Below are 26,684 nucleotides of genomic sequence, written 5' to 3' on the forward strand. Positions count from 1 at the left end.
AAAGAGAAAGAGGCCGTTGTGCAGGGGTCTCCTGCATATGCTATTGGTGATTATAAACGTTCGTATGTGATGTTTAAAAAATTGCCTGAAGTTCAGCAGCAGATAAATGAACTTGAAAAAATATTAAAAGAACTCAGGCAAATTGCCGGGGATAAATAAATGTTTTGTTCTTTGGGCTTTAGCCCATATTATAAACTCAAATTAATATTTTAAAACAGCTCTAAGCCTTTTGCCATGAACATGAAACAAAGAACTGTCAAAGAACCGGTTACTGTATCGGGAGTGGGATTGCACACCGGGAAAAAAACAAACTTAACTTTTAAGCCCGCTCCTGAAAATTACGGGTTTAAGTTTCAGCGTATTGACCTGCCCGGCAAGCCCGTAATTGATGCGGACGTTGATAATGTGGTTGATACTGCCAGGGGTACAACACTGGAGCAGAACGGCGGGCGTGTAAGTACAACGGAGCATGTGTTGGCAGCAATGGTTGGGATGGAACTCGATAATGTATTGGTTGAGCTGGATGGCCCTGAAATTCCTATAATGGATGGGAGTTCAATACCTTTTATCAGGGCGCTCGAAAAGGTCGGAACTGTTGAACAAAACGCGGAACGTGTATATTTTGAACTGAAAGAAAATCTTTCATTTGAGGATCCTGTAAAGAAAGTGGAGATGCTCGCTGTTCCACAGGATGAGTTCAGGTTAACGGTTATGGTCGATTATAATTCTGAAGTGTTGGGTACGCAGCACGCTACAATGTATCATGTAGGTGAGTTTAAGGAAGAGATTGGCAAATGCAGGACCTTTGTATTCCTGCATGAACTCGAAGGCTTATTAGCGCATAACCTTATCAAAGGCGGAGATCTTGATAATGCGATCGTGTTGGTTGATCGTGTTATACCTGTGGAGAAGATCGAATACCTGGCAAAAGTGTTCAATAAACCCAATGTGCAGGTAAAGGGAAAAGGAGTTTTGAACAACACCACGCTTCACTATTATAATGAGCCGGCAAGACATAAGCTGCTGGATATGGTTGGCGATCTGGCTCTGGTAGGAGTACACATAAAGGCACATATATTAGCGGCCCGTCCCGGACATGCCGGTAATGTTGCGTTCGCTAAGATGATAAAGGAGCTGATCAAACAACAAAAGCAGCAAAAGCCTGCGGGTGTTTCATTCGATCTGAATAAACCGCCTTTATATGATATACATGAGATAAAGAAAATACTTCCTCATCGTCCTCCAATGCTTCTTATTGATAAAATAATGGAGATGAGTAAGGAGCATATCATTGGAGTGAAAAATGTAACGATGAATGAAGATTTTTTCAGGGGACATTTTCCTGACAACCCTGTAATGCCGGGTGTTCTGTTGGTCGAAGCTATGGCACAGGTTGGGGGAGTGATGGCACTTAAAACAGTTCCTGATCCTGAAAACTATTTGACCTACTTCCTGAAAATTGACGGTGTGCGTTTCAGGCAGATGGTTATTCCGGGTGATACTGTAGTTTTCCGGCTTGACCTGTTGACACCAATAAGAAGAGGACTTGTACACATGAAAGGAGTGGCTTATGTTAACAATAAGCCTGTCATGGAGGCCGAAATGATGGCTCAGATTGTTAAAACTAAAAACCAGGAAGCGAAAAATGAGCCAGCTCTCGTACATTAGTCCAAAAGCAAAATTAGGTGCCAATGTTAAAGTGGAACCTTTTTCAACAATTTATGATGATGTTGAAATTGGCGACAATACATGGATTGGCCCGAACGTAACTATTTTTGATGGTGCGCGTATCGGTAAAAACTGCAAAATATTTCCGGGTGCGGTAATAGCGCCTGTGCCACAGGACCTGAAGTTTGAGGGTGAAGTTACTACCGTTGAAATAGGTGACAATACAGTGATACGTGAACATGTTACCGTACATCGTGGCACAAAAGACAAACACAAAACGGTGATTGGCAGCAATTGCCTGATTATGGTGAGCGCTCACGTGGCGCACGATTGCACAATTGGGAACGGTGTTATTTTAGCATCATTTGTCGGGCTCGCAGGGCATTGTATAATTGAGGACTATGCTATACTCGAAGGTTTTGTCGGTGTACAGCAGTTTGTGCGGGTTGGTGCGCACAGTTTTATCGCGGGCGGCTCATTGGTTCGTAAAAATGTTCCTCCTTTTGTGAGGGCGGCAAAAGAACCCTTATCGTATGTGGGTATTAACTCTGTTGGGTTAAAGCGCAGAGGCTACACTGATGAAATGGTGCGCCAGATAGAAGATATTTACCGTATGATATACGTGCGCGGGCATAACCTCACTAACGCGTTGGCCATCGTTGAAACCGAAGCACCTGCTTCTAAAGAAAAAGTACAGATTGTTGATTTTATTAAGGAATCTGTGAACGGGATTATGAGGGGACTTTCCTGAGCTGCTTTACCCGAAACTTTTGTAAAATTCAATCAGCAATTACTCAATAGAATTTTGTCTGTGAACACCTGTATAAATTGCTTGTCATATTTTTGCACTTCAATTCCAATTTAAGAGGTAAAGGGAGGGGAGGAAACACTACTAACCTCCCCATTTTGTTTATTGCACAATAAACCCCTTTATTATTTTCAAATATAAATCTGTTTATTCAACTCACATTCAACTTTTACACAAGCGGGTATTTTAGTTTGCAAGTGGTTATTTAGGCGATTTAGGAATCGTGATCTCTCCCGGTACAGCAGGCGGCGGCGGGGGAGGTATTCCCATTTCATCTTTATCCACATCAAGGCCCTCGCAGTCCACACATTTTAATTCGCTTATCCCCATTACCCATCTGCGTTTCAGCATGTCCTCGTCAACTGTGTTGCTTGCGTTTTTTATGTCGTAAATAATGTGTCTCATACTTTTATCCAGGTATATCATTTTGTTTTTCGGAACTTTAAGTGTTAACTGAACATCCTGTCCTCTCCATTTATCTTCGCAAGCGATTTCAAATGTGTGATCAAATTCAATGACTGAATCGGTCTGAACAATATTGTATTTTATTTTTTTTGCCCTGTTCATGGCATCCTTTTTTGTTTCGCCGCGTGCATTGGTGGTAATGATCAGTTCGAAGCTGTCGGTTTCACCGGGAATAATATTCAGGTCGGGCGGGCCCAATGTTATTTTTTTCTCATCGAAAGTTACGAGGTTGCATCGGTGGTTATTTACAATAACCATTTTTTTGTTGTGGATATTGATGCCTTCTTCATATTCATCATCGGTATCTGCTTCAATTGCCGGATCGGTTTTGACTTTCAGGTAAAGTATATTTGAGCCTGGCTGTTGAAGCGAGACATTGTGTGTTGTTTTCGCCTTCACATTAAAATCTTTCACAAACAGTATTCCTGCGTAAATTGAAATAAGGAGGCCGGTTATCCATAGTGTTGTAAAGGTGTATTTTAGTATGCGATTGGTATGGGGTATTTTAAATAATATTTTAAAACCACCATAGATCAACCGTATAAAGATCACACCGAGTAAAAGCCCGATGCCTAAAAAGGCCAGATCCATTTGATAAACTGAATTAAAAAGGATGTTTCCGAATTCGCGGATGGAGTAGGAAGCTTCTTCTCCATTCTCGAGAATGCGTACCGAGTTGACACCAAACAGGGAGGCCATAAGTGCGACAACGAGAAGTGTTCCGATGATGATCATCAGCACAGCGACAAGGTTTCCGATAATCTTAAAGATTGTTCCGAATATCTGTTTCAGAAAACCAGTAATGTTTTCGGCCGCGCTACTCATGCGCTGCCTGTTTTCTTTTGACCTGAATTCGTTCTTAAGGTCATTTACTTTTTTTTTAAGGTGTTCGGTTTCTTCGTTAATTGTTTTGCCAATATTGTCAATGTTCACGGGTTCGCCGCGCATTTCAAGTTTGTCGGCAGTTGTTTTGGCTACGGGTATCACAATCCACAGTATGATATAGAGTAGCAGGCCTGTGCCGAAAATGAAAAATGAAATAGCGAATCCCAGCCGCATCCAAAGCGGATCAAAACCGAAGTAAGAGGCCACTCCTGAGCACACACCGCCAAGCATGCGCTCATCGGGGTCCCGGAAAATGCGTCTTTGGCGGCCGTTGTAATAGCTGCTTGTTTGTTCTTTTGTCCTTCGACTTTGCTCTGGACCAGCTTTTTGCTGCTGTTCATCCGATCCGCTTTCTCCCGCAAAATCTTCAGGTTTGCCCATGACGTTTATTATATGGTCAATGTCGCCAATACTAACCACTTGTTTGTTTTGCCCAACCTTTTCCTGCAGCATTTCGGCAATGCGTGCTTCAATGTCAGCCATAATCTCATCACGACCATCAGAATCGCGGAAACTTTTCTTTATCGTGTTCAGGTAGCTGCCCAGTTTTTCATAGGCATCTTCATCAATGTGGAAAACGATTCCGCTCAGGTTTATGGTTAGTGTCTTTTTCATTTTATATAATGTTTCAGGTTTTTTTAATTTTTCTTTTGACTTTTTTCTCTTTTGCCTTCTTGCATTTTTTATTCACTCGTCCCTCGTCCCTTTCACTTGTTCCTACTTTTTTGTCGCTTTCGCTACTGCATCCGCCAGTTCATTCCAGGTCATATCCAGTTCTTTTAAAAATTGTTCGCCCAGCGGAGTAAGTTTATAATACTTACGTGGCGGACCCGAGGTTGATTCTTCCCAGCGGTAACTTAAAAGGCCATCATTCTTTAGCCGGGTGAGAAGAGGATATAAAGTTCCTTCCACGATAATGAGTTTCGAATCTTTTAATTTCCCAATGATCTCCGAAGGGTAATGATCGCCTTTGGAAAGAATGGAAAGAATACAAAACTCAAGAACGCCCTTCCGCATCTGTGCCTTTGTATTTTCAATGTTCATGGTTGTATTGTTTAAAAATTAAAACAGTTTATATTATTTTTACGTCGGCAGTTGTATCTGTTGTACGCTATCCATTTGATCTGCCTGATTACCGACAAGGCTCGTTCTTACTTTAGTCGATCTTAACAGCCACAAACCATACAGGCCGAACGGAAGATAATAGAGTATATATTCAATGGATTGTACCCATCCCCAGTTCTGATAAACATTGGTGTAAAAGTCGAGGCTGCCAACATTTCCCACAATATCCATAAAGGCATGCATCACCGCTACAAGCCAAATGGAATTGCTTTTATAGGCGAGTCCGGCGAATCCAATTCCTATGCAAGTTGCAAAAATGACAGTAGTGCACTTATTAAGAATCAAATGAAAATTTGTAGGATCGGCAAGGATATTATTCAAGTGAATTATACCGAACCAAAAAGAGCTTACTATTGCAGCCTTGTATTTTTTATTTTCACCCCATTTATTCAGTAGCAGGGCCATGCAAATACCGTGAGTCAATATTTCTTCAAATACACCAACACCACTCATCATAATAATTATTCCTTTATCAATGAAGGAAAAGTCATACCCTCCCTGTATAAGAGGCATCGTCATCATGTACAGGATCGGAAAGGCATAATATTTTAATGAGTTCCAACGGAACTTTGTGGTCAGGCGCATTTTCTCCGGCATTCCGAACGAGAATGCAAGAAGAATTGTAAGGACAGCACAAAAAACAAAACGGTATTCAAAAGACAATCCAATTGATCGTCGTATTATTTCACTAATTATACCAATTACAAAAATGGATACCACTGTAAATAAGATCGGACTATTTGAAGGCCCTATTTTGTCTATAATTTTTTTCATGTGACTTGAAGCACTATTTTTAATAATACAATGCAAAGATATATACAAAGAATATTACTATGCGATACATAGTACTAAAATTATTTATAAGTATTTGATTTTCAATGATAAAATTTTGATATGGGATTAAAAAAAACTACGTATTTTTGAAAAATAAGAATTGAGAAGTATGAATTTAGCTCAGGATTTCGAACAACTTTTTACAATAAGCGCATTGGTTAGCTTACTTACGCTAACAGTACTGGAGATTGTATTGGGCATTGATAACGTGATTTTTATTTCAATTGTTGCAGGTCGCCTTCCCCGTGAACAGCAGCGTAAAGCGAGGGCGACAGGTTTAACACTCGCTTTACTTTTTCGGGTTGCATTGTTATTGTCTATTAAATGGATACTTGGAATGACTAAACCTGTTATTACCGTATTTGATTTTGAAGCGACAGGGCGTGATATTATATTGTTTGCTGGTGGTGTATTTCTCCTGGTCAAAACAATCGGTGAGATACATAATAGAATTGAAGGCAGTGATGATAAGGACGGCCCCGTAGTGAAAAGCGTATCACTCGCCTCAATAACAATGCAAATAGTTTTTATTGATATTGTTTTTTCATTCGATTCAATATTGACTGCTGTAAGCCTGGTGAGTAATGTACTGATAATGATCTGCGCGGTTATTTTGTCAATGATTATTATGTTGCTGTCCTCTGAAAAAGTGAGCGATTTTATCAATCGCAATCCTACAATTAAGATGCTGGCTCTTTCGTTTTTGTTAATGATAGCGATTGTACTCATCATGGATGCAGCACATATTCATGTTGACCAGATAAAACCTTACATGTATTTCTCTATGGCCTTCTCGTTTATCGTTGAGATTCTGAATATGCGGATGAGAAAGAATGCCTCAAAAGGCCATTAGCTTTTATTTTCCCTATTTTTGCCCTTAATAATTAAGCAACCCAATAACTTAATAACTTTTTAATCCCTGTGTTAGAAAAATTAGCCGCCATAGAAAAACGCTGGAAAGATGTAGAGCTGCAGATAGCGGATCCTAAAGTTATTTCCGACATGAAGCAGTTCACCAAGCTCAACCGTGAATACAAGCAGTTGAAAGAAATTGTTGAAATATATTATTTGTATCGTGATGTTGTTGCAAATATTGCCTTCAATAAAAAAGTGCTGAACGATGAGAAAGACGAAGAGATGAAACAAATGGCCAAGTCTGATTTGTTAGAACTTGAACTAAAAAAAAATCAGATGGAGGAACAGATAAGGCAATTACTTGTGCCAAAAGATCCGGAAGATATACGCAACGCAATTGTTGAAGTGCGCGCCGGAACAGGTGGAGACGAAGCAAGCCTTTTTGCCGGAGAGTTATATCGCATGTATGTTCGTTTTGCAGAAGACAATGGATTTAAGGTGCAATTGGTCGACATTTCGGAGGGAACTGTTGGTGGTGTAAAAGAAGTTGCCTTCAATGTAATTGGCGACAATGCCTTCGGAACGCTGAAATTTGAATCGGGAGTGCATCGTGTGCAGCGCGTGCCTGCAACAGAGCAGCAGGGACGGGTACACACATCTGCAGCCACGGTGGTTGTTTTGCCTGAAGCAGATGATGTTGACATTGTAATTAATCCTGCCGACCTTGAAGTGACAACATCCCGTTCGGGCGGAGCAGGTGGACAGAATGTAAATAAGGTGGAAACAAAAGTTCAACTTACACATAAGCCAAGCGGGATAACGATAACCTGCCAGGTAGAGCGATCGCAGCATGGTAATCGGGAAAGAGCAATGCAGATGCTGCGTACAAAACTATATGAGATTGAACTGCAAAAACAACACGATTCAGTAACAAAGAGACGGAAAACAATGGTGGTAACGGGAGATCGCTCCGAAAAAATCCGGACGTACAATTATCCCCAAAACCGTGTGACAGATCATCGCATTAATTTAACGAGTTATGATTTAAGTGCTTTTCTCAACGGGGATATCCGCAAATTTATTGAAGCTCTTCATTTAGCAGAGAATGCTGAACGATTGAAAGAAGGAGGAATTGAAGTTGGGAAGTAAAAAGTCAGAAGTCAGAAGCAAAGTAGGAAGATGTAAAATGAATAACGAACCTTGAACCTTGAGCCTTGAACCCTGAACTATGACCCGAAAGGAACTTTTTGAAAATATAAAAAAGAAACAATCGTTTCTCTGTATCGGCTTGGATACTGATATAACAAAGCTTCCTGAAGGGATATATAAAACTGCGGAAGGGATTTTCGAGTTCAACAAACAAATTATTGATGCTACGCACGACCTGTGTGTGGCTTACAAACCCAATATGGCTTTTTACGAAAGCCTGGGTTCTAAAGGTTGGGTAAGTTTAGAAAGGACTATAGCTTATATCAAAAAAAAACACCCCGATATTTTTACAATTGCCGATGCTAAACGTGGTGATATTGGCAATACTTCCAAGCTATACGCAAAGGCCTTTTTTGAACAAATGAATTTTGATTCTATTACTGTCGCACCTTATATGGGTGAGGATTCAGTCACTCCTTTTTTAGAGTATAAAAATAAATGGGTAATACTTTTGGCACTTACTTCGAATCCAGGTGCTGAGAACTTTCAGCATTACCCACATGGAGGTAAATCCGTATATAAAGAAGTTCTTGAAGTTTCAAAAAACTGGGGAGATGAGGATAACATAATGTATGTTGTCGGAGCTACCCGGGGCCAAATGATTAAAAATGTAAGAGACATTGTTCCGAAACATTTTTTACTTGTTCCGGGTATTGGAGCGCAAGGCGGAAGTTTAAAAGATGTTGTAGCATATGGATGGAATGACCAATGTGGTTTGCTGGTGAACGCATCGCGCAGCATAATTTATGCGGATAGCGGAACTGATTTTGCACAAAAGGCGAGGGAAGAGGCGGAGAGGATGCAGGAAGAAATGAAGGAGATATTAACTCAACATAAGTTATAACAATTTGTTAAAAATTTGTTTGGCCCCTCCGGAGCCAGATACTAACAATTTGGTTCACTATTAATGTTCGGCTCCACGGGAGCCTCCAAAATATGAATCATTTGAAATGAGGCTCCTGAGGAGCCTGATATTAATAGCAAAGAACATATAATTTGATTTCCGCTCCGGAGGAGTGGAACATTACAGATGTTAAATATAAAATGACCGAAGAATTTCTCCATTACCTCTGGAAATACAAACGCTACAGTTCAGCAAACCTTTTGACTCAAACAGGTGAAGCCATACAGGTTATTAAGCAAGGCGAACATAACACCGATGCCGGCCCTGATTTTTTTAATTCGAAACTAAAAATTGGTAAAACACTTTGGGCAGGAAATGTAGAGATACATATTTGTTCCTCGGATTGGAAAAAGCATAACCATCAATCCGACAAAACATACGACAACGTTATTCTTCATGTGGTATACCGCCACGATGAAAAAGTGTACCGCAAATCCGGTGAAGAGATTCCAACCCTTGAGTTAAAAGGGAAATTCGACGAACTTATTTTTAAAAAATATTTGCAGTTCAAGACCGGTAAAACATGGGTTCCTTGTGCGCCTCAGCTTAAATCGGTTGAAAGTTTTACGCTTAGCACCTGGCTCGACCGGATGGTGGTAGAACGGCTGGAACGTAAATCAGGTCCCATTTTAGATAATCTTAAAGCAAATAAGAATAATTGGGAAGAAATATTTTATCAGCAGGTGGCCAGGAGTTTTGGATTTAAAGTAAATTCCGGGCCCTTTGAACTTTTGGCAAGATCAATTCCGAGCTCAATATTAGCCAAACATAAAAATAGTTTGTTCCAGGTGGAAGCATTGTTGTTCGGGCAGGCGGGCTTATTGGATAAACAGTTTATTGATACGTATCCGCAATATTTGCAGAATGAGTACACGTTTCTTCGCAAAAAGTATAAGTTAACCCCGCTTGATCCACATGTGTGGAAATTCCTGCGCTTGCGTCCTTCCAATTTTCCAACTATCCGCATCGCTCAATTTGCTGCCCTTATATTTAACAGCGTTCATTTATTTTCGAAAGTGATGGAAACAAGCAAGCCGGATGCATTGAAAAAATTATTCTCGGTTAAAGCTTCTGAATATTGGGAAACACATTATACGTTTGATAAAAAATCAACGAGATCCGTAAAATCAATTGGCCCGGACGGAGTAAATAATATTCTCATTAACACAATTGTCCCCTTTCTTTTCATTTACGGAAAAAGCAAGGCCGAAGAAAAATATGTTGAACGTTCCTTAGCTTTATCCGAAAAAATTGAACCTGAAAATAATTCCATCATTGATAAGTGGGAACAATTTGGTGTGAAAGCAAAAAGTGCTTATCAAACCCAGGGCCTCCTGCAATTAAAGAATGAATATTGCTCAAACAAGCGCTGCCTGGAATGTGCGGTGGGGGCTAAACTTTTGCAGGTATAAGAATTCAGCAAGTAAAAAACCCACCGTATTTACGATCAATAGTCCGTTAGTTTTTTAACGCCAAAATATACTGTTTCTTGATACTGTTTCTGGCTCATTTAAGCCTGTTTTGAATTAAATGCAACTCAGGTTTTGGTTAAGTTGCATTAAAATAATAAGTAAAATACTTAATACCTCCTTATCTGTTTCATTTCCATTTTCAGTTTATAGGGAGTTGTTGTCTTTTAGTATTATTATCACTTGTGTTTACCACTTCTTTTTTATATTCAAATTATTGAAAATCATATAGTTGACTTGCAGAAGAATGGGGTACTATCGTTCAGAATATCCTGCTACCGAAAAATAACATAACCCCATTATTTCTTACATGTGTAATTAAGCACACTCTATTGTGGCAACTCTACATCGGACAATGGAGTATAATTGCTTAAGAATATCACTCAAAGAAATGAAATACCTGTTCATAAACAAACTAAAAAAAACTATGAGAAAGGCCCTGTCAATATGCATTTTGGTATTCCTTAAAAATAGGTTAAAAACAAGCAGTGAAAACTAAAAACAACACAAAAGCAAACAAAAATTTAGCACGAAACGCTAAACGATAGCGGTTACAAGATAGAAAATGGAGAAGATTTAAGCGAAAAACTCAATCGTCATGAAAAAATCAATTTTTGGAACCGCCCTTATTATGGTTGCAGAATTCACTATTTCTTTTCATGAAACAAAGGCCGCTACCTTAGCTATAACCGCCAATACCAATTGGAGTGCTATTACCGGAGGAGGAGGCCCTGGGGGAATTCCCAATTCAACCGATGTGGTTAATGTAAAAAACGGTGCTACCTTAACTGTAGATATTGCCAACGCTATCTGTAGCTACATGGAAGTTGGTAAAACCGGCTCCAGTGCCGGAAATGGAACACTTGTATTTAATGCAGGATCTCAGCTTACGCTTAGTGGCAATACGGGTTTATTTACAGGAACATCATCCTACACTGGAACAATTGACATGACTGCCGGGGGTACATTCCTTTTGCCCAAATGGGGCGGAACTACAGCTACTACAGTATTTATACCGGGAAGTGGCACATTAAAATGGGAAAATGCCGATCCTTCCAGTTTTACTTTTCTCCAAGCCATTACCTCATTTAATAATTTAGTGATTAATTCATCCGGGTATACAGCCACGCTGGGTGCCAACATAACCATTACAGGTACACTGAATGTTATAGCGGGCACACTAAATACTTCGGGAAGCAATTATTCATTAACGGTAAATGGCAACACAACCATTGCCGGCACTTTCACGGCCAATGCCAGCGCCATTGCTTTTGGGGGTGATTTTTCTAATTCCGGAACTTTTACTTATGGCACCAGCACTGTAACTTTTAATGGAGGTTCGGCACAGCAACTACTTGGATCATCCAATACAAGTTTTTACAATATGACGCTGAACAATGCCAGTGGATTAACCCTCGCGCCAAGCGCGGGAGTAATTACCACCGTACGTAATACCCTTACATTATCAAGCGGTAAAATTACATTGGGGGCATTTGAACTGGCAATAGGAGCTGCCGGAGTAAGCGGAAGCATTTCCGGGGCAAGTTCTTCTAATTACATAATCACCAACAGTACCGGAAAGTTAAACCAGTACAACATAGGAACCGAACAACGAACCAGTGTACTCTATCCTGTGGGTATCAATTCTACAAGCTATACTCCTATTGCTTTGGCTGTTTCAGGCGCATCCACAGTTGATAATTTCAAAGTGAGTGTGAGCCAAACCGTTTACAGCTTGGGCACCAGTGGGAGTGCACTTACCAGCAGTGTGATTGACAGAACCTGGGATATTACCGAAGGCACTCCAACCGGTTCAAGCCTAACCTTACAGCCACAGTGGAATGCGGTTGACGAGCTTGGTTCATTTAACAGAGCTCTATGTCATGTATCACACTATACGGCAGGAGCCTGGAGCCCGCAGGGGAGTGATGCAGCGGCAAGCGGATCGGACCCCTATACCATCACATCAAATGCGGTCACTTCCTTTTCCCCTTTTGCGGTGTCCACCAGCACTATACTTCCGATTGAACTTCTTAATTTTTCTGCCAGTCTCCAACCAGGGAAAACAGTACTTGCAGAGTGGAAAACGGCCAGCGAAACAAACAATGATTATTTTACAGTTGAAAGAAGCAGGGATGGAATTAATTTTGAAACAATCACTATTATAGATGGTTTGGGTAATAGTTCACAAATACATAATTATTCAGCCTTTGATTATTATCCCTTAGAAGGAATTTCGTATTACCGTTTAAAGCAGACTGACTTTGATGGGAAATATTCATTTTCCGATTTAAAAGCAGTCAATTTTATTGATAATGATGTAAAGGAGCATTTGGAATTTGTACTGTTTCCAAATCCATCAAATGGGGGGGGGGGGGGCAAAAAAATTTTAAATGCTGATAAAGCAAGTTCCAGCAAAATTCTTGTTGTTGTATATAATTGCCTGGGTAACGAGTTTTGTTCTAATAGTGCGATTATTGAAAATGTCCCTTCACAAATTATTGCGGTTGATTTTTTCCAAAAATTACCAGTAGGGGTTTATTTTGTTACAGTTACTTCCGATAATACTATTTATAATTATAAACAAAAATTAGTTATTCAATAGCTTTTTTATGCGATTGTTTAACGTACTATTGAACGGAGTTTTTCAAAATAATACAACTGTTATTATGATGCAGCTTTAACTTCTTTCTTTTCAGCCGCTTTTGCTTCCTTCTTAGGAGCTTCTTTCACTTCTTTTTTTGCAGCATCTGTGTTTGCTTCGTTTTTATCCAGATCTTTTTTCTCCTGGATACGGGCGCTCTTACCTGTTAGTTCGCGTAAGTAGAACAATTTGGCCCTGCGTACAACGCCGCTCTTGTTCACTTCAATTTTGTCAATATAAATTGATTGTAAAGGGAACACGCGTTCAACACCAACGCCATTCGATATTTTACGAACGGTAAATGATTGTCCGGAACCTTGTCCTTTACGTTGTATAACAACACCTGTGTATTGCTGAACACGTTCTTTATCACCTTCTTTGATCTTATAATGAACAGTTACAGTATCTCCGGCTTTAAATACAGGAAGTTTGCTTTCGGCAAACATCGCTTTCTCAACAAACTTAATTGAATCCATGACTATGTTTATTTAATGAAATTTTGTAAAAAGGACTGCAATATTAGTGCTTTTGGCACTACTAACCAAATATTTATGCTTCTTTAGTATAAAAATATACTATCTAATAGCTATTTTCAATAAATTTGATTAGCTTATATTACATATTACAAGTTTTCTCTTATAATCATTAATCATTAGATGAAGAAAAAGCCGGCACTTTTAGTACTTTTTATATGTTTGATAATGATTGCAAAGGCTCAACCCTGGTTCGGTCGGGTTGATAGTATTCCGGTTAAAATCGGTAATGCCGATGTTTTGTTTCCTTGGGCAGGTGGCCTGAATTACTGCCAGTTCTCCCAGATCGACCTCGATCAGGATGGCATTAAGGATTTGTTTGTGTTTGATCGTACTGGATATAAAGTATCAACTTTTATTAATAAAGGAACATCAAATGCAGTCGATTATGTGTTTGCGCCTCAATACAGGGACAAGTTTCTGGTTTTTGAGGAATGGGTGTTACTGGCCGACTATAATTGCGATGGCAAAGAGGATATTTTTGCGTATACAAATGGCGGTATGAAAGTTTACCGCAATGATTCAGACCCTGGTAATGGTCTGAAATTTACATTGATAACTCCATTATTGCTTTCACATTATCACCCCAACAACTATAATTTATATGTTAGCTCTGTTGATATTCCTGCAATATCCGATATTGACGGAGATGGAGATCTTGACATTGTTACTATGAGTATCATGGGAACATTTATGGAGTATCATCAGAATATGTCGAAAGAAATAAAGGGTAATTGCGATACACTGGCTTTTGAACTGGCCACAACCTGCTGGGGAAATTTTGCCGAAAATTCTTTCGATAATAAAGTTAATCTCAACCTCAGTTGCAAGGTCTCAAATTATGCACCCGACCAGAAACCCCCGCATTTATTACACAGCGGTTCATGTGAATTATGTTTGGATGTTGACGGGGATGGTGATAAAGAAATTTTGATCGGCGGCATTTCGGCAACTAATCTTACGCTGGTTGTGAATGGGGGTACACCAACTTTCGCAAAAATGACATCGCAGGATGCTGCTTACCCGCCTTCATCACCTGTGAATATGACCATTTTCCCATGTGCTTTTTACCTCGATGTGGATAATGATGGACTGAGTGATATGCTGGTAAGTCCTAACGCCCCTAACGCATCGGAGAATTTTACCAGTGTACTGATGTATAAAAATACCGGTTCCACTAATAGTGTGACATTTACTTTTCAGAAAAATAATTTTTTGCAGGATCAAATGATCGATCTTGGTGAAGGGGCCTACCCGGTATTTTTTGATTACAATGGCGATGGTATAAAAGATCTGCTGGTAGGTAATTATAAGTATTATTCATCTTCCACATTACAGTCGAAAATAGCCTTATTTAAAAATACGGGCACCTTAACAAAACCTTCATTTGAACTGGTTACGCGTGACTATGCGAACCTGGCTTCGCTGAATATTATAAATATGATACCGGCATTTGGCGACCTCGATGGAGACGGGGATCAGGATATGATAATTGGTGATAGTTTCGGTAAATTGTACTATTTTACAAATACACCTGTGGTCGGTGTCGCATCTTTTACTTTAACCAATACATCATTTAAGGACAATGCAGGAACAATAATAGATGTTGGAGGTTACGCCGCACCCCAGCTGATCGATGTGGATCGGGATACTAAGCTCGATCTTATTATTGGTTCAAGCAGTGGTAAGCTGGCCTATTACCGTAATACAGGAACTGTAAATGCGCCGGTATTTACCAAAATGGCTGCTGCATTTGGAGGTGTTGATGTGGTGCGTAAGAGTACTTATTCAATTACAGGTTACAGCGTACCTTATATGTTTGATGCCGGTGGCTCATACAAATTGCTGATCGGGTCGGAAAGCGGCTATTTATATTATTACACTAATATTGACGGCAATTTATCGGGTAATTTTACTTTGGTGGATTCTTCGTATCAGAAAGTATGGGAAGGTTCACGCATTGCGCCAAATGGTACGGATATTAATAGTGATGGCCTGGTTGATCTGGCCATTGGGAATTATGCTGGTGGTGTTTCTATGTTTTATGGACAAACAACCAATTCGGTGAACTCTATTGATGAGCGGCAGATAGCATTTGATCTGTATCCGAACCCGGCTTCCGATGAATTAACTATCAAGCTTTATTCAATTAAAGATAGGGTTACACTAAGCATTGTTGATATTTTCGGGCGAGAAGTGAAACAATTCAGTTCGGATGGTTCACTTTTCAAAACAAACGTTTCTTTTTTAGCCGGAGGATTATATATTTGCAGGCTCCAATTTGAGGATACTGATGGGCGGCCTGTTTTTGGAAGTAAACGGTTTGTAATAGCGCGTTAGCATAAGGAAGTACCGGTACCAGTTTCATTAAAAAGCCCTTTTTTGTTTAAATCATTATAATTCAATGCAATATTGTATTTCTATTTCATATTTATTGATAAAATGCATGAATAAATATTTGATTTTGTGGAATAAATAACTACTTTTCGAGCTGATATTAAACTGATAATTCTATTTCTAAACCAAATTAATTTTATCCCTATGAGAAAGATAGTACTTGCTGCATTAACCTGTATGATGTATGTATCGGTTATGCTTGGACAAACGGTTAATCCGGATTATGCTGATGGCAGAATATATTTTAAACTGAAGAGTGATGTGCCGTTGTTTTTATCATTTAAAGGTGACAATAGAATTGTTGATATAAAAGCATATTCATTCCTTTCTGTAATTGCTGAGAAGTATAATGTTGAGCAATTGCTTCGTCCGTTTTTTGCCGCCAAAGAATCGGATATTTTGCAGCGTACATTTGAGCTGCAATTTAGTGATGTTCAGAATGTAGATTTTATCATTCGTGATCTGCAGGCTTTGAGTGTGATCGAGTATGCCGAAAAAGTTCCTCTGCATAAACATATGCTAACACCCAATGATCCAAGTTATGTATCACAATGGGAGCTTGCAAAGATAAGCGCGTCAACAGCCTGGAATTATTCTACAGGTAGTTCAACTGTAAAAGTTGCAATTGATGATAGCGGTGTTGAAACTACTCACCCTGACCTGTCAGCTAACATTTGGGTTAATCCGGGCGAAATTGCCGGTAATAGTATTGACGACGATGCAAATGGCTATGTCGATGATGTTAAAGGCTGGGATGTTGCAGATTGGGATAATAACCCCGATCCTACAAACTCCAATAACCATGGTACCATGGTTGCCGGTTGTGCATCGGCACGTTCAAATAATAGTGTTGGTATTGCTTCAATAGGTTATAGTGTTAAAATAATTGCTATTAAAGCGTCAAAAACAACTTCAGGTACAATGCCTTATGGATATGATGGAATTCTTTACGCTGCTGCTGCCAAAGCAAATGTTATTAACCTTTCATGGGGAGGCACTACCAGCTCTACAACCGGTCAGAATGTGATCAATTATGCATATGGCAAAGGTTGTTTAATTGTTGCCGCTGCAGGAAATGCGGGAAACTCAGTTCCTGAATACCCTGCTGCTTATACCAACGTTATTGCTGTTGCTTCTACCGGCTCCGGTGATAAAAAATCTTCGTGGTCCAGCTACGGAAGCTACGTTGATGTTTGCGCTCCGGGCGAAGGTATTTATACCACAAATAAAGGTGGCGGATATACAACTACACAGGGAACTTCATTCTCTTCGCCGATCGTTTCGGGTTTATGCGGATTGATGTTGTCTTTGTATCCATATTTAACACTGGCGGAAATTGAAAATTGTTTAAAAAGCAATACAGATGATATTTCTGCTTTAAATACTGCATACCCTGGTCAATTAGGAACAGGTCGTATTAATGCATTAAAAACAATGCAATGTGTTGATGCATTTGTAGCGTCAAAACCAACGACCGATTTTGTTGCGAACTTTACAACTGTTACTGCCGGTGGTAACGTTATATTTACCGATCTGAGTATTCATAACCCAACTACCTGGAGCTGGACCTTTGCCGGTGGAACTCCTGCAAGTTTTGTTGGAAAAACTCCTCCGCAAATTAGCTACGCCACCCCCGGAACCTATGATGTAACATTGGTTACAACTAATGGAAATGGAAATGACACTGAACTTAAAACAGGCTATATAACAGTTACAGCGTCAACAGGCTGCGATATTCCCAATTATTCAAAAGTTACAGGCGGCTTATGGACCGGCACGTATTATACAGCAGATATTAAAGCGCCTGCTGATTCGGGGTATCTCGTTGGCTTAAATTTTGATGGAGATACTCAAAAAGCTCAGTTCTTTGATGCAACTGCTTACCCGAATACTAAACTCACCCGTGCTTTCATTAGAGTTGTAAAGGCCTATTCCGCAACTACTACGAAGGTAATAACCATTAATGTGTATGATGCAGCCGGTCCAGGAGGCGCACCCGGAGCTTTATTAGGTTCAACTACAAAGACCATTCAGCAATTAAGGACGGCTGCTCTTGCAAATAAATATCTTGAAGTGGCATTCAAGCCTGTGATAAATCTACCAGTAAATAAGAAGTTTTTTATAAGTATTGACTATTCAACCCTTAACTGGAATACTGATACTCTGGCTCTTGTTTCAAATGCACATGGTCAAACTGATCCAAGTGCAATTTGGGAGCAAAGAGGCGGCCTGTGGGGGCAAATGGGCGTAACATCCGGTACATGGGGTTTGAAGGCTTCAATGTATATCTTCCCGTATTTGACCAATCAGCCCGTTATTGCAACTTCAACAGTTGGACCTTTGACAATTTGTGAGGGCGATGTTGTTAATGTAAACGCTGCGGGTTCTACTTATCAGGATACTTTGCTATGGTATACTCCCGGTGGTAATCCTTCAATTTCAAATAATATTTCACAGGCAATATTGTATAACACTGCCGGTACATATATTGCCAAATTATATGTTGTTGGCGGAGGATGTCATGAACTTGATTCAACGGTTGCAACAGTTACTGTGAATGCAACGCCGAACATCAACGTTACTTCTTCTAATGGAAATGTATTGTGTCCCGGTAATAATACAATTCTTACTGCTTCAGGTGCCGCGGGATCTTATACATGGACTCCTGCAACAAACCTGAGTACCACTACCGGTGCAACTGTTACCGCCACTCCTGCCTCCGATATCACTTATAACGTTTCAGGAAGCACCCTGGGTTGTGTGGGGTCATCTGCAATTAGCATTACGGTTGACAAACCGATCGTTGTATCTGTTACCACAACTCCGGCAAGTGTTTCGGCCCTTTGTACAAATACACCCGCTCAGTTTGATGCGACTGGCTCAACGAATGTAAGTACATATACATGGAGTTTTGCCGGTGGAAGCCCTTCTTCATCAAATCTGGCTACACCAACTGTTACCTATGCGAGCTTTGGAACTTATACGGTTACGCTCACCGCAACTAACAGTTGTGGTTCTGATAATTCGTATTCAAAAGTTATATCAGTAGGATGTGTGGCTTTGAATGAGTTATTTTCTTTGGCAAATATTGCTACGAATTACAATCCATTATATAAGCAGCTTAATATTGCTGTAAATGATAACTCAAATATGAGTGATAAACTCAGCGTGAAGATCATTGATCTTCTTGGTCAGGTTGTTTACGCTGGTCAGATGGTATTGGCCGGTGATCATAGTTCAACTGTAGTGGATATGTCTGCGTATGCAAAAGGTGTATATACAGTGCAGCTTTCTGCTAACGAAGGTGTATATAACAGTAAGTTTGTTGCAGAGTAAATAAAACGGATCGCAATAACACAGCCCGTCCTGATCAATCAGGACGGGCTGTGTGTTTTTATGATATTGCCCTTTATCTTATGACCCTGACCATTAATAAACCAATTAAAAAAGCATAATTGGGGTGTATTTAGGCATGGATTTTGTCAATATTTTTCATCATATTGTATAAAAAGATTTTGATTTTAGCGATATTTGCTTTTTCTGTTGTTGCCATTGAATTATAAGGGAATTACCATTGAAAGCTTTTTGTTTAAAAGCTGTGCTAAGTTTTAACTATACCATGATAAATTCGTCTTTGGGCGTAAAACTCTTTCAATTCTTAAAACCAGCTCATTCTATGAAGCACTTATTGCTAAGTGTATTTTTAGTGGTTGGGCTGGATACTTTTTCTCAATCCTGGACCTTTCCTGTTAGCGGAAGGGTAACTAATGGAGGAAAAAAGCTGGACCGGGCCATTGTGACCTTACTTAAATCCGGTAGCCAGGCGAACCAGGTGGTAACCAGCAGTAACGGTAAGTTTGAATTTGTGTTGGAACCCAATGCCGATTATATTATTACCGTTACCAAGCCGGGATTCATCACTAAAAAATTCAGTTTCAATACTCAAAATGTCCCTCCGGATCGTGCCAAACAAGGTTTTGGTGGAGTGGATCTTTCTGAAATTGTAATATTTGAGATACCTAAAGGAGTTGATGTTAACGAATTGAATAATATACTCAGTCAGCCCATTGCCAAATTTGCTTACCAGGATGCCGGCAGGGATTTTAATTATGATGAGAACTATACCCGGTCGATCCGAACCAAGCTTGATAAACTGGCCGATGTGCAAAAGAAAGCCGAAGAAGAAGATAAAAAAAAATCAGAGGGAGATAAAGCTGCAACAGAAAAGTTCAATTCTGCTGTAGGTAAGGCAGACAAGGCTTTTGCATCAAAGGACTATGCGGCAGCAAAGGCAGCATATAATGAAGCATTAAGCTTAAAGCCGGCAGAAGCTGCTATCAAAAGTAAATTAACGGAAATCGATAATTTAATTGCCAAAGAAGCAATTGACAAAGCCAATGCTGCGAAAGAAAAAGAACTGAACGTAAAGTATACAGCCGCAATCACTAAAGCCGACCAGGCACTTGCCGCAAAAGATTATAATGGAGCGAAGGCCGGCTATACAGAAGCGCTTGGATTAAAATCCACTGAGAAATACCCTAAAGATAAACTTACGGAGATCGACAAAATTCTTGCGGATATAGCGGCCAAGGAAGCAATTGACAAAGCCAATGCTGCGAAAGAAAAAGAACTGAACGCAAAGTATACAGCCGCAATCACTAAAGCCGACCAGGCACTTGCCGCAAAAGATTATAATGGGGCAAAGGCCGGCTATACAGAAGCACTTGGATTGAAATCCACTGAAAAATACCCTAAAGATAAACTTGGAGAAATTGACAAGACTCTTGCCGATATAACAGCCAAAGAAGCATCTGAGAAGGCCAATGCTGCGAAAGAAAAAGAACTGAACGCAAAGTATACAGCCGCAATCACTAAAGCCGACCAGGCACTTGCAGCAAAAGATTATAACGGGGCAAAGGCGGGCTATACGGAAGCACTTGGATTAAAATCCACTGAGAAATACCCTAAAGATAAACTTACGGAGATCGACAAAATTCTTGCGGATATAGCAGCCAAAGAAGCATCTGAGAAGGCCAATGCTGCGAAGGAAAAAGAACTGAACGCAAAGTATACAGCCGCAATCACTAAAGCCGATCAGGCACTTGCAGCAAACGACTATAATGGGGCAAAGGCAGGCTATACAGAAGCGCTGGGATTAAAACCCGCCGAAAAATATCCTAAAGATAAACTTGGAGAAATTGACAGGATTCTTGCGGGTAAAGAAGCGGCCGATAAAGCAAATGCCGCGAAAGAAAAGGAATTAAATGCTAAATATACAGCGGCTATTGCCCGTGCGGACAAGTCATTTGCAGCCAATGATCTGGTGTCCGCAAAATCCGGTTATAGTGAGGCGAGCGGCCTTAAACCGGCGGAAAAATATCCCCAGGATAAATTAGCCGAGATTGAAAAAATACTATCCGAAAAGGCAGCCAAAGCGGCAAATGAAAAGGAGCGGGCAGCAAAAGAAAAAGAGTTGAACGACAAATATGCGGCTGCAATAGCAAAGGGGGATAAGGCATTTACGACGAAGGATTATCTTGGTGCCAAAACGGCCTTCAATGAAGCTGCAACATTAAAGCTAAATGAAGAATACCCGAAAGCAAAGCTTAACGAAATTGAAAAATTACTGAGAGAAGCGGCCAATAAAGAAGCTTCGGAAAAGGAGAAAGCTGCCAGAGAAAAGGAAATAAATGAAAAGTATACGCTTGCGATGACCCGGGGAAATAAGTCACTTACCGCAAAAGACTATGAAGGCGCGAAAACCGCATATAATGAAGCACTCACATTAAAGCCGCTTGAACAGCTGCCTAAAGATAAGCTGGCGGAGATACAAAGGTTGCTGCAGGCCGCTGAAGCGGATAAAGCAAGTGCCGTTAAAGAAAAGGAACTCAATGATAAATATAATGCGGTGATCGCATCAGCGGATAAAGCTTTTTCAGCCAGGGATTATACTTTGGCAAGAACAGGTTATACCACCGGACTTACATTAAAATCTGCCGAGAAATATCCACAGGATAAATTAGCTGAGATTGAAAAAATACTTGCTGATATTGCCGGGAAGGAATCAGCTCAAAAAGAAAAGAAAGCAAAGGAAGAGGAAATTAATGCCGGTTATAATACGGCTATAGCCAAAGCTGATAAGGCATTTGCATCAAAAGCATACGGTTCGGCCCAGGCTTTGTACAGTGAAGCATCAGGGATCAAGCCGGCTGAAAAGTATCCGAAAGACAGGATGATTGAGATAGAACGCTTACTGGATGAGCAGAGTGCAAAAGATGCCGATAAAGCCAAACAGGAAAAATACAAAGCGCTTATCGATAAAGCGGACAGGCAGTTCAATGGAAAGGAATACAAGGCCGCCCGGATCATTTACCAGGAAGCTTCCGGTGTCAGATCTTCTGAAAAATATCCGAAGGATAAAATTCTCGAAATAGATGGAATATTGAATAAGTTAAAAGCTGTAACAACAGGTACATCAGTAGTTTCTGCAGCCATAGTTCCGCCTAAGGATAATGATCCGGTAAAAAAGCAGGAGTATGTAAATGCCCTCGTTCTTAAATATCCGCAAGGCGTTACTGAGGAGCAGTTCCAGGAGGGTAATTGCAAGATATTGAAACGTGTTGTTGTTAAGGGTAATAACGCGGCCACCTATAAGAAAAGTATGTGGGCCTGGGGTGGGGTGTTCTACTTCAAAGATGATATGTCAATCACAGAGGCCGCTTTTAATTCAGAAACCCAGTAAAGATTACTCTTTTTTATTTTTTCCTCTTGTTTCTGAAAGAACGGAAGACAGGTTTCCCTTCATTTTTCTCAGGGTTATATTCAGGGCCGGCACCCAGGCCATCTGGAAGTGGTAGTTTTTTCACTTCGCTGCCTATAAGTTCTTCTATCTTTTTGAACTTGCGCTGGTCCTCCGGATTAATGAATGTGATCGCTACACCTGTTGATTCAGCACGTGCTGTGCGTCCTACACGATGTATATAGTCTTCCGCATCACTGGGTACATCATAATTTATAACAAGTCCGATCGAATCAATATCAATTCCTCTTGAAAGAATATCTGTGGCGACAAGTGTTTGAAGTTTACGGTTTTTATAATCTCTTAATACTTCATTTCGCCTGTCCTGGTCCAGATCTGAATGAATGGCAGCCACGTTAAATTTCAGTTTCAATAATTCTTTTTCCAGTTGTTTTACATTGTCTTTGGTAGAAGAAAATATAAGAATGCTGGCAAGATCTTTTCCCCTAAGGAGTCCCTTTAATAATTCCATCTTTTGGGTATTGTAAACTACATAAGCGCCTTGCAGCACACCTTCCGCCGGTTTTGAAAGAGCAATGTTTATTTGTTGTGGATTAATAAGTATATTTTTTGCCAATTCCCTTATTTTGGGGGGCATGGTGGCGGAGAACAATAGCGTTTGGCGTTTTTTCGGTAAAAAGCTGATGATCTTGTTGATATCCTGGCTGAAACCCATGTCCAGCATGCGATCTGCCTCATCCAGTATAAGGTGTTGCAGGCGTTCCATTTTTACATAACCCATGTTGAGATGTGAAATGAGCCTGCCTGGAGTAGCGACAATAATATTCGCACCTTGTGTAAGCGCTTTCTTTTCCTGTTCAAAGGAGAAACCGTCGTTACCCCCATAGATAGCAATGCAGCTGATGGGAGCGAAATACGCGAAGCCCTGCAGCGCTTCATCTATCTGAATGGCAAGTTCACGGGTAGGAGCAATGATAAGTGTATTCACATAATCACCGGGCGTTTTGATGACCTTGTTGATGACCGGCAACAGGTAAGCCGCTGTTTTTCCTGTACCTGTTTGTGCGCAGGCAATAATATCGCGATCACTCAGTATAATCGGTATGGCTTGTTCCTGTATAGGTGTCGGCTTATCAAAATTCATGGAAAGGAGTCCTTCCATAAGCCCGGGCTCAAAATGAAAATCGTTAAATGTCAAAATATTTAATGTGAGATTAGTTAAGTGCCTGTTCTTTTTTGGTGTGGGCAAAGATAGCTAAAATGTTGGCTTGTAGGCGGGTTACACTCTTCTATCTATCTATCTATCTATCTATCTATCTATTCTTCGGAATCCTCCGGCTGCAATGAAGCTTCTTCTGTTTTGAGTGAATCTGAAACCATTGTATTAATCGTTTGCATCTCTTCAATTGTTAAGTAACGCCATTTGCCAACGGCAATTCCGTCAAGCGTAATATTCATTATCCGTACACGTTTTAATTTTTCAACAGTATAGCCGAGGGTTTCACTCATCCTTCTTATCTGCCTGTTGAGGCCCTGGGTTAAGATTATCCTGAAAATATTTTTCCCTGTTTGTTCTACAAAACACTTTTTCGTTATTGTATCTAATATTTCCACTCCATTTCCCATTTTTTGGATGAACCCGGATGTTATTGGTTTGTCAACAGTAACAATATATTCCTTTTCATGGTTATTGCCTGCCCGCAAAATTTTATTTACAATGTCTCCATCATTGGTTAAGAATATCAGTCCTTCAGAAGGTTTGTCAAGCCTGCCTATGGGGAAGATGCGTTCGGGGTGAGCAATGTAGTCGATAATGTTACCCCTTACATGGCGCTCGGTAGTGCAGGTTATTCCAACAGGTTTATTAAAGGCGATATAGACAGGAGCCTTTTTTGCTTTCAGCGGTTTTCCATCAATACTGATCTCATCGGCCTGGCTTACTTTAATTCCCAATTTGGGTTTAAGTCCATTTACTAAAACTCTTTCCTGTTCAATAAGCTTATCTGCTTCCCTGCGTGAACAGGCGCCTGTTTCGCTGATGAATTTATTTAACCTGGTTTTTGGTTGATCCTCTGTACTCATTAGCCTGTTGAAAATTAAGTTTTATTTTACAGGATTTTGAGTGAAGATATTGAAAAGGAGTGAAAAGCACTCCTTTTCAACCATCTTCTACTTATTTTTTAACCTCGATGCCGGTGTTTTATTTCTGTCAGAATGATTTAATTATTCCAAGCCGTATTCTATATCCCGATCTGTTTTGATCACCATTTAAGTGCTGCACAAGGGGATAGGAATAGGTGAATGGGATGCTCCATGATCTGAACGAGAGATTTGCTCCCAAAGCCGCAAACCCCAGGTAATAGCCAGAGTTTTCATCGATCAGGTTTTCTTCTTTTATTTTGTCCAGCCATTCTCCGTAATAGCCTCCAAAAATGGTCCAGCTAAAGCAGCTTTTTTCTTTTGTGTTAACTGTATCGGAAGGAGCGCAATTCATATTTACATCTTTTATCCGGTATGATAATGATAAATTCTGAACTGACAAACTGCCGAAGTTTTTGTGGTCAAACCCCATGGTGGTGTATTTAAACAGGCTGTTACCTGTTAACGCTAACTTGTTCCACCTTTTTGAAAAGATGATACCGCCCATGGGATCAACAGAACCGGAGCCAAGAACAACTGTTGTGTTATCAAAGTTCGCGCCCTTTTGAATACCGGTTGGTAATTCCGCGCCGCCTTGTATAGTAAGATCAAAGTTATTTTTGCTGTAAATATTGAAATTTGCTAACAGGATGAGATCCCCCGGGCCATTGTCGTTTCCGGTATGTGTATGTAAAAGGACATAAGGCAAAAGCGCTGAAATTGCTATCCTGTCTGTTATTCCATACCGGACGCCTATAGTATTGATCAACATGCTTTCCAACAGAGTTTCTTCTTCCGGTAGGGCGTGTTGTTCAGCTGAGTGATGTCCCCCGCTGTTCGTTATTGTTCTATAGTTTCCATAACCTTCTATAAGCCATCCTTTTTTTGGCAAATTGAAAAGGCCATCAGTATGATCGCCATTTGCCGAACCTATACAGGCTCCGGCACAGCAGGCACATTGGCTGTAAGCCTGCATTGCTATTATAAATACAGCAACAAACATAATTATGTTGAATTTCATCGTTTTGAGTTTTAGGTTAACGAACAATAGATAACTGTGCCCGAAAGAGTGATTGGTTTCCGGGGATTTAAATAAAAATAAAACAGTTCGGTTAAACCCGGGGCGGGTGGAAAATGGAGTGAAGATGCTTTTCGGAAAGATGAAATGAATAATAAGTTGTTAATTCGCTTGTAATGCAATGGCTGAATGGGGGAGAGCTAAGTTTGTTTTCGGAGAACAGTTGTATCTCATATTTCTCTTTGCCTGAATTAGCAGGGGATTGTTCTTTCTTTTCTTCTTTTTCGAACTGCTTTTTCAAATGACATTTTCCGTCACAGTGCATTTGGGGTTTATTCCTGTTCTCGCAAACATTTTTTGAAATATACTCCCTGTTTACTTTGAAATTAACAAGGATGATAACCTTACTGAAGGTTTGCAGCATGAACGCTGAAACCAAAACAATACATACCAGTTGTTTAAATAAATTTGTCACGACGTAAATATAAGTATTTCCTGAGATCAGGAAGAAGTGTTTTTGGGTGTACGACAAACATCCCTCATTACAAAGGTTGCACGCAGAGACGCAAAGTTCGCAAAGAAAAAAGTAAACAATTTGTCTAATGTGCTTGCAAATAGGGTGGCTGAGTCCTTTTTGAGTCCATCGTGAGCCCTTTGAGCCCATTATGAGCCCATTACTTTTTCAGGATATACGCTGTCCCAGCACCAGTTTGTCCAAGTTTTTCAAATAACTCATATTTTTCAACTAATTCAGTCAAGTCACGTGTTGCCGTTGCTTTAGAAACTCCATAAAGTTCTTGAAAATCGGCATTTGATATTTTCCCTTTCTCCTTCACAAAACTTACCGCTTTCATAAAGAGTTGGAAAAGCAAGGACAAAAGTATGTTCGCTACGCCGATGATTTCAGCATTTATGTTAAGAATAAATCGACAGCCCGAAAAGTTGGCAACAAAGTTTATCTGTTTTTAAAA

Annotated in this window: 20 protein-coding genes; 11 read left to right on the top strand and 9 right to left on the bottom strand. The window is 40.1% G+C overall.

Annotation, left to right across the window (positions count from 1 at the left end; genetic code table 11):
* The 3 genes from HYU69_16340 to lpxA form a co-directional block, all read left to right on the top strand.
* A partial coding sequence (locus tag HYU69_16340) for a UDP-3-O-(3-hydroxymyristoyl)glucosamine N-acyltransferase (GenBank protein MBI2271911.1) occupies nucleotides 1–159 on the top strand: 159 nt, incomplete at its 5' end.
* Between the two features lie 75 nt (nucleotides 160–234).
* Nucleotides 235–1,668, top strand: coding sequence for a bifunctional UDP-3-O-[3-hydroxymyristoyl] N-acetylglucosamine deacetylase/3-hydroxyacyl-ACP dehydratase (locus HYU69_16345; GenBank protein MBI2271912.1), 1,434 nt, complete (start codon nucleotides 235–237; stop codon nucleotides 1,666–1,668).
* A complete protein-coding gene (gene lpxA / locus HYU69_16350) occupies nucleotides 1,646–2,419 on the top strand; it encodes an acyl-ACP--UDP-N-acetylglucosamine O-acyltransferase (protein ID MBI2271913.1) in 774 nt (257 codons plus the stop codon). The genes HYU69_16345 and lpxA overlap by 23 nt, the downstream gene beginning before the upstream one ends.
* A 258-nt stretch (nucleotides 2,420–2,677) precedes the next feature.
* On the opposite strand, the gene HYU69_16355 is transcribed toward lpxA, so the two are convergent.
* From HYU69_16355 to HYU69_16365, 3 genes are all read right to left on the bottom strand, one after another.
* Nucleotides 2,678–4,441, bottom strand: coding sequence for a PspC domain-containing protein (locus HYU69_16355; GenBank protein MBI2271914.1), 1,764 nt, complete (start codon nucleotides 4,439–4,441; stop codon nucleotides 2,678–2,680).
* A 102-nt stretch (nucleotides 4,442–4,543) separates the two neighbouring features.
* Nucleotides 4,544–4,870 carry a PadR family transcriptional regulator gene (locus tag HYU69_16360; protein MBI2271915.1) on the bottom strand — a complete coding sequence of 109 codons (327 nt, stop codon included), beginning with the start codon at nucleotides 4,868–4,870 and terminating at the stop codon, nucleotides 4,544–4,546.
* Nucleotides 4,871–4,909: 39 nt separating this feature from the next.
* Nucleotides 4,910–5,725 carry a CPBP family intramembrane metalloprotease gene (locus HYU69_16365; GenBank protein MBI2271916.1) on the bottom strand — a complete coding sequence of 272 codons (816 nt, stop codon included), beginning with the start codon at nucleotides 5,723–5,725 and terminating at the stop codon, nucleotides 4,910–4,912.
* Nucleotides 5,726–5,894: 169 nt separating this feature from the next.
* On the opposite strand from HYU69_16365, the gene HYU69_16370 reads away from it, so the two are divergent.
* The 5 genes from HYU69_16370 to HYU69_16390 all read left to right on the top strand — a co-directional run bounded on the left by HYU69_16370 (nucleotide 5,895) and on the right by HYU69_16390 (nucleotide 12,827).
* A complete protein-coding gene (locus HYU69_16370) occupies nucleotides 5,895–6,638 on the top strand; it encodes a TerC family protein (protein MBI2271917.1) in 744 nt (247 codons plus the stop codon).
* A gap of 68 nt (nucleotides 6,639–6,706) precedes the next feature.
* Complete coding sequence (gene prfA / locus HYU69_16375; GenBank protein ID MBI2271918.1) at nucleotides 6,707–7,789, top strand: peptide chain release factor 1; 1,083 nt, start codon at nucleotides 6,707–6,709, stop codon at nucleotides 7,787–7,789.
* Nucleotides 7,790–7,868: 79 nt separating this feature from the next.
* Nucleotides 7,869–8,693: an orotidine-5'-phosphate decarboxylase gene (pyrF, locus tag HYU69_16380; GenBank protein MBI2271919.1), complete on the top strand. Its 825-nt coding sequence runs from the start codon at nucleotides 7,869–7,871 to the stop codon at nucleotides 8,691–8,693.
* Between the two features lie 200 nt (nucleotides 8,694–8,893).
* A complete protein-coding gene (locus HYU69_16385; GenBank protein ID MBI2271920.1) occupies nucleotides 8,894–10,165 on the top strand; it encodes a DUF2851 family protein in 1,272 nt (423 codons plus the stop codon).
* Nucleotides 10,166–10,820: 655 nt separating this feature from the next.
* Nucleotides 10,821–12,827, top strand: coding sequence for a T9SS type A sorting domain-containing protein (locus HYU69_16390; protein ID MBI2271921.1), 2,007 nt, complete (start codon nucleotides 10,821–10,823; stop codon nucleotides 12,825–12,827).
* 62 nt (nucleotides 12,828–12,889) lie between these two features.
* On the opposite strand, the gene rplS is transcribed toward HYU69_16390, so the two are convergent.
* Nucleotides 12,890–13,342 (bottom strand): 50S ribosomal protein L19, encoded by a 453-nt coding sequence (gene rplS / locus HYU69_16395; GenBank protein MBI2271922.1) that lies wholly within the window; start codon nucleotides 13,340–13,342, stop codon nucleotides 12,890–12,892.
* Between the two features lie 225 nt (nucleotides 13,343–13,567).
* Here rplS and HYU69_16400 point away from each other — a divergent pair, with 225 nt between their 5' ends.
* The 3 genes from HYU69_16400 to HYU69_16410 all read left to right on the top strand — a co-directional run bounded on the left by HYU69_16400 (nucleotide 13,568) and on the right by HYU69_16410 (nucleotide 22,538).
* On the top strand, nucleotides 13,568–15,739 hold the full coding sequence (locus tag HYU69_16400) for a VCBS repeat-containing protein (GenBank protein MBI2271923.1): 2,172 nt from the start codon (nucleotides 13,568–13,570) through the stop codon (nucleotides 15,737–15,739).
* 201 nt (nucleotides 15,740–15,940) lie between these two features.
* Nucleotides 15,941–19,132 carry a S8 family serine peptidase gene (locus HYU69_16405; GenBank protein MBI2271924.1) on the top strand — a complete coding sequence of 1,064 codons (3,192 nt, stop codon included), beginning with the start codon at nucleotides 15,941–15,943 and terminating at the stop codon, nucleotides 19,130–19,132.
* Between the two features lie 340 nt (nucleotides 19,133–19,472).
* Nucleotides 19,473–22,538 carry a hypothetical protein gene (locus HYU69_16410; GenBank protein ID MBI2271925.1) on the top strand — a complete coding sequence of 1,022 codons (3,066 nt, stop codon included), beginning with the start codon at nucleotides 19,473–19,475 and terminating at the stop codon, nucleotides 22,536–22,538.
* Nucleotides 22,539–22,551: 13 nt separating this feature from the next.
* On the opposite strand, the gene HYU69_16415 is transcribed toward HYU69_16410, so the two are convergent.
* The 5 genes from HYU69_16415 to HYU69_16435 form a co-directional block, all read right to left on the bottom strand.
* The gene (locus tag HYU69_16415; protein ID MBI2271926.1) at nucleotides 22,552–23,754 is read right to left on the bottom strand and encodes a DEAD/DEAH box helicase; all 1,203 of its coding nucleotides are present in this window, start codon (nucleotides 23,752–23,754) and stop codon (nucleotides 22,552–22,554) included.
* A gap of 119 nt (nucleotides 23,755–23,873) precedes the next feature.
* Nucleotides 23,874–24,638 carry a 23S rRNA pseudouridine(2604) synthase RluF gene (rluF, locus tag HYU69_16420; protein MBI2271927.1) on the bottom strand — a complete coding sequence of 255 codons (765 nt, stop codon included), beginning with the start codon at nucleotides 24,636–24,638 and terminating at the stop codon, nucleotides 23,874–23,876.
* A gap of 127 nt (nucleotides 24,639–24,765) precedes the next feature.
* A complete protein-coding gene (locus tag HYU69_16425) occupies nucleotides 24,766–25,716 on the bottom strand; it encodes a hypothetical protein (GenBank protein MBI2271928.1) in 951 nt (316 codons plus the stop codon).
* A 91-nt stretch (nucleotides 25,717–25,807) separates the two neighbouring features.
* Entirely contained in the window at nucleotides 25,808–26,245 is a 438-nt protein-coding gene (locus HYU69_16430) for a hypothetical protein (protein MBI2271929.1), read from the bottom strand.
* Between the two features lie 142 nt (nucleotides 26,246–26,387).
* The gene (locus HYU69_16435; protein MBI2271930.1) at nucleotides 26,388–26,672 is read right to left on the bottom strand and encodes a DeoR family transcriptional regulator; all 285 of its coding nucleotides are present in this window, start codon (nucleotides 26,670–26,672) and stop codon (nucleotides 26,388–26,390) included.
* Nucleotides 26,673–26,684 lie beyond the last annotated feature (12 nt).

The organism is Bacteroidota bacterium (genome assembly GCA_016183775.1).
Classification (GTDB): Bacteria; Bacteroidota; Bacteroidia; order JABDFU01; family JABDFU01; genus JABDFU01.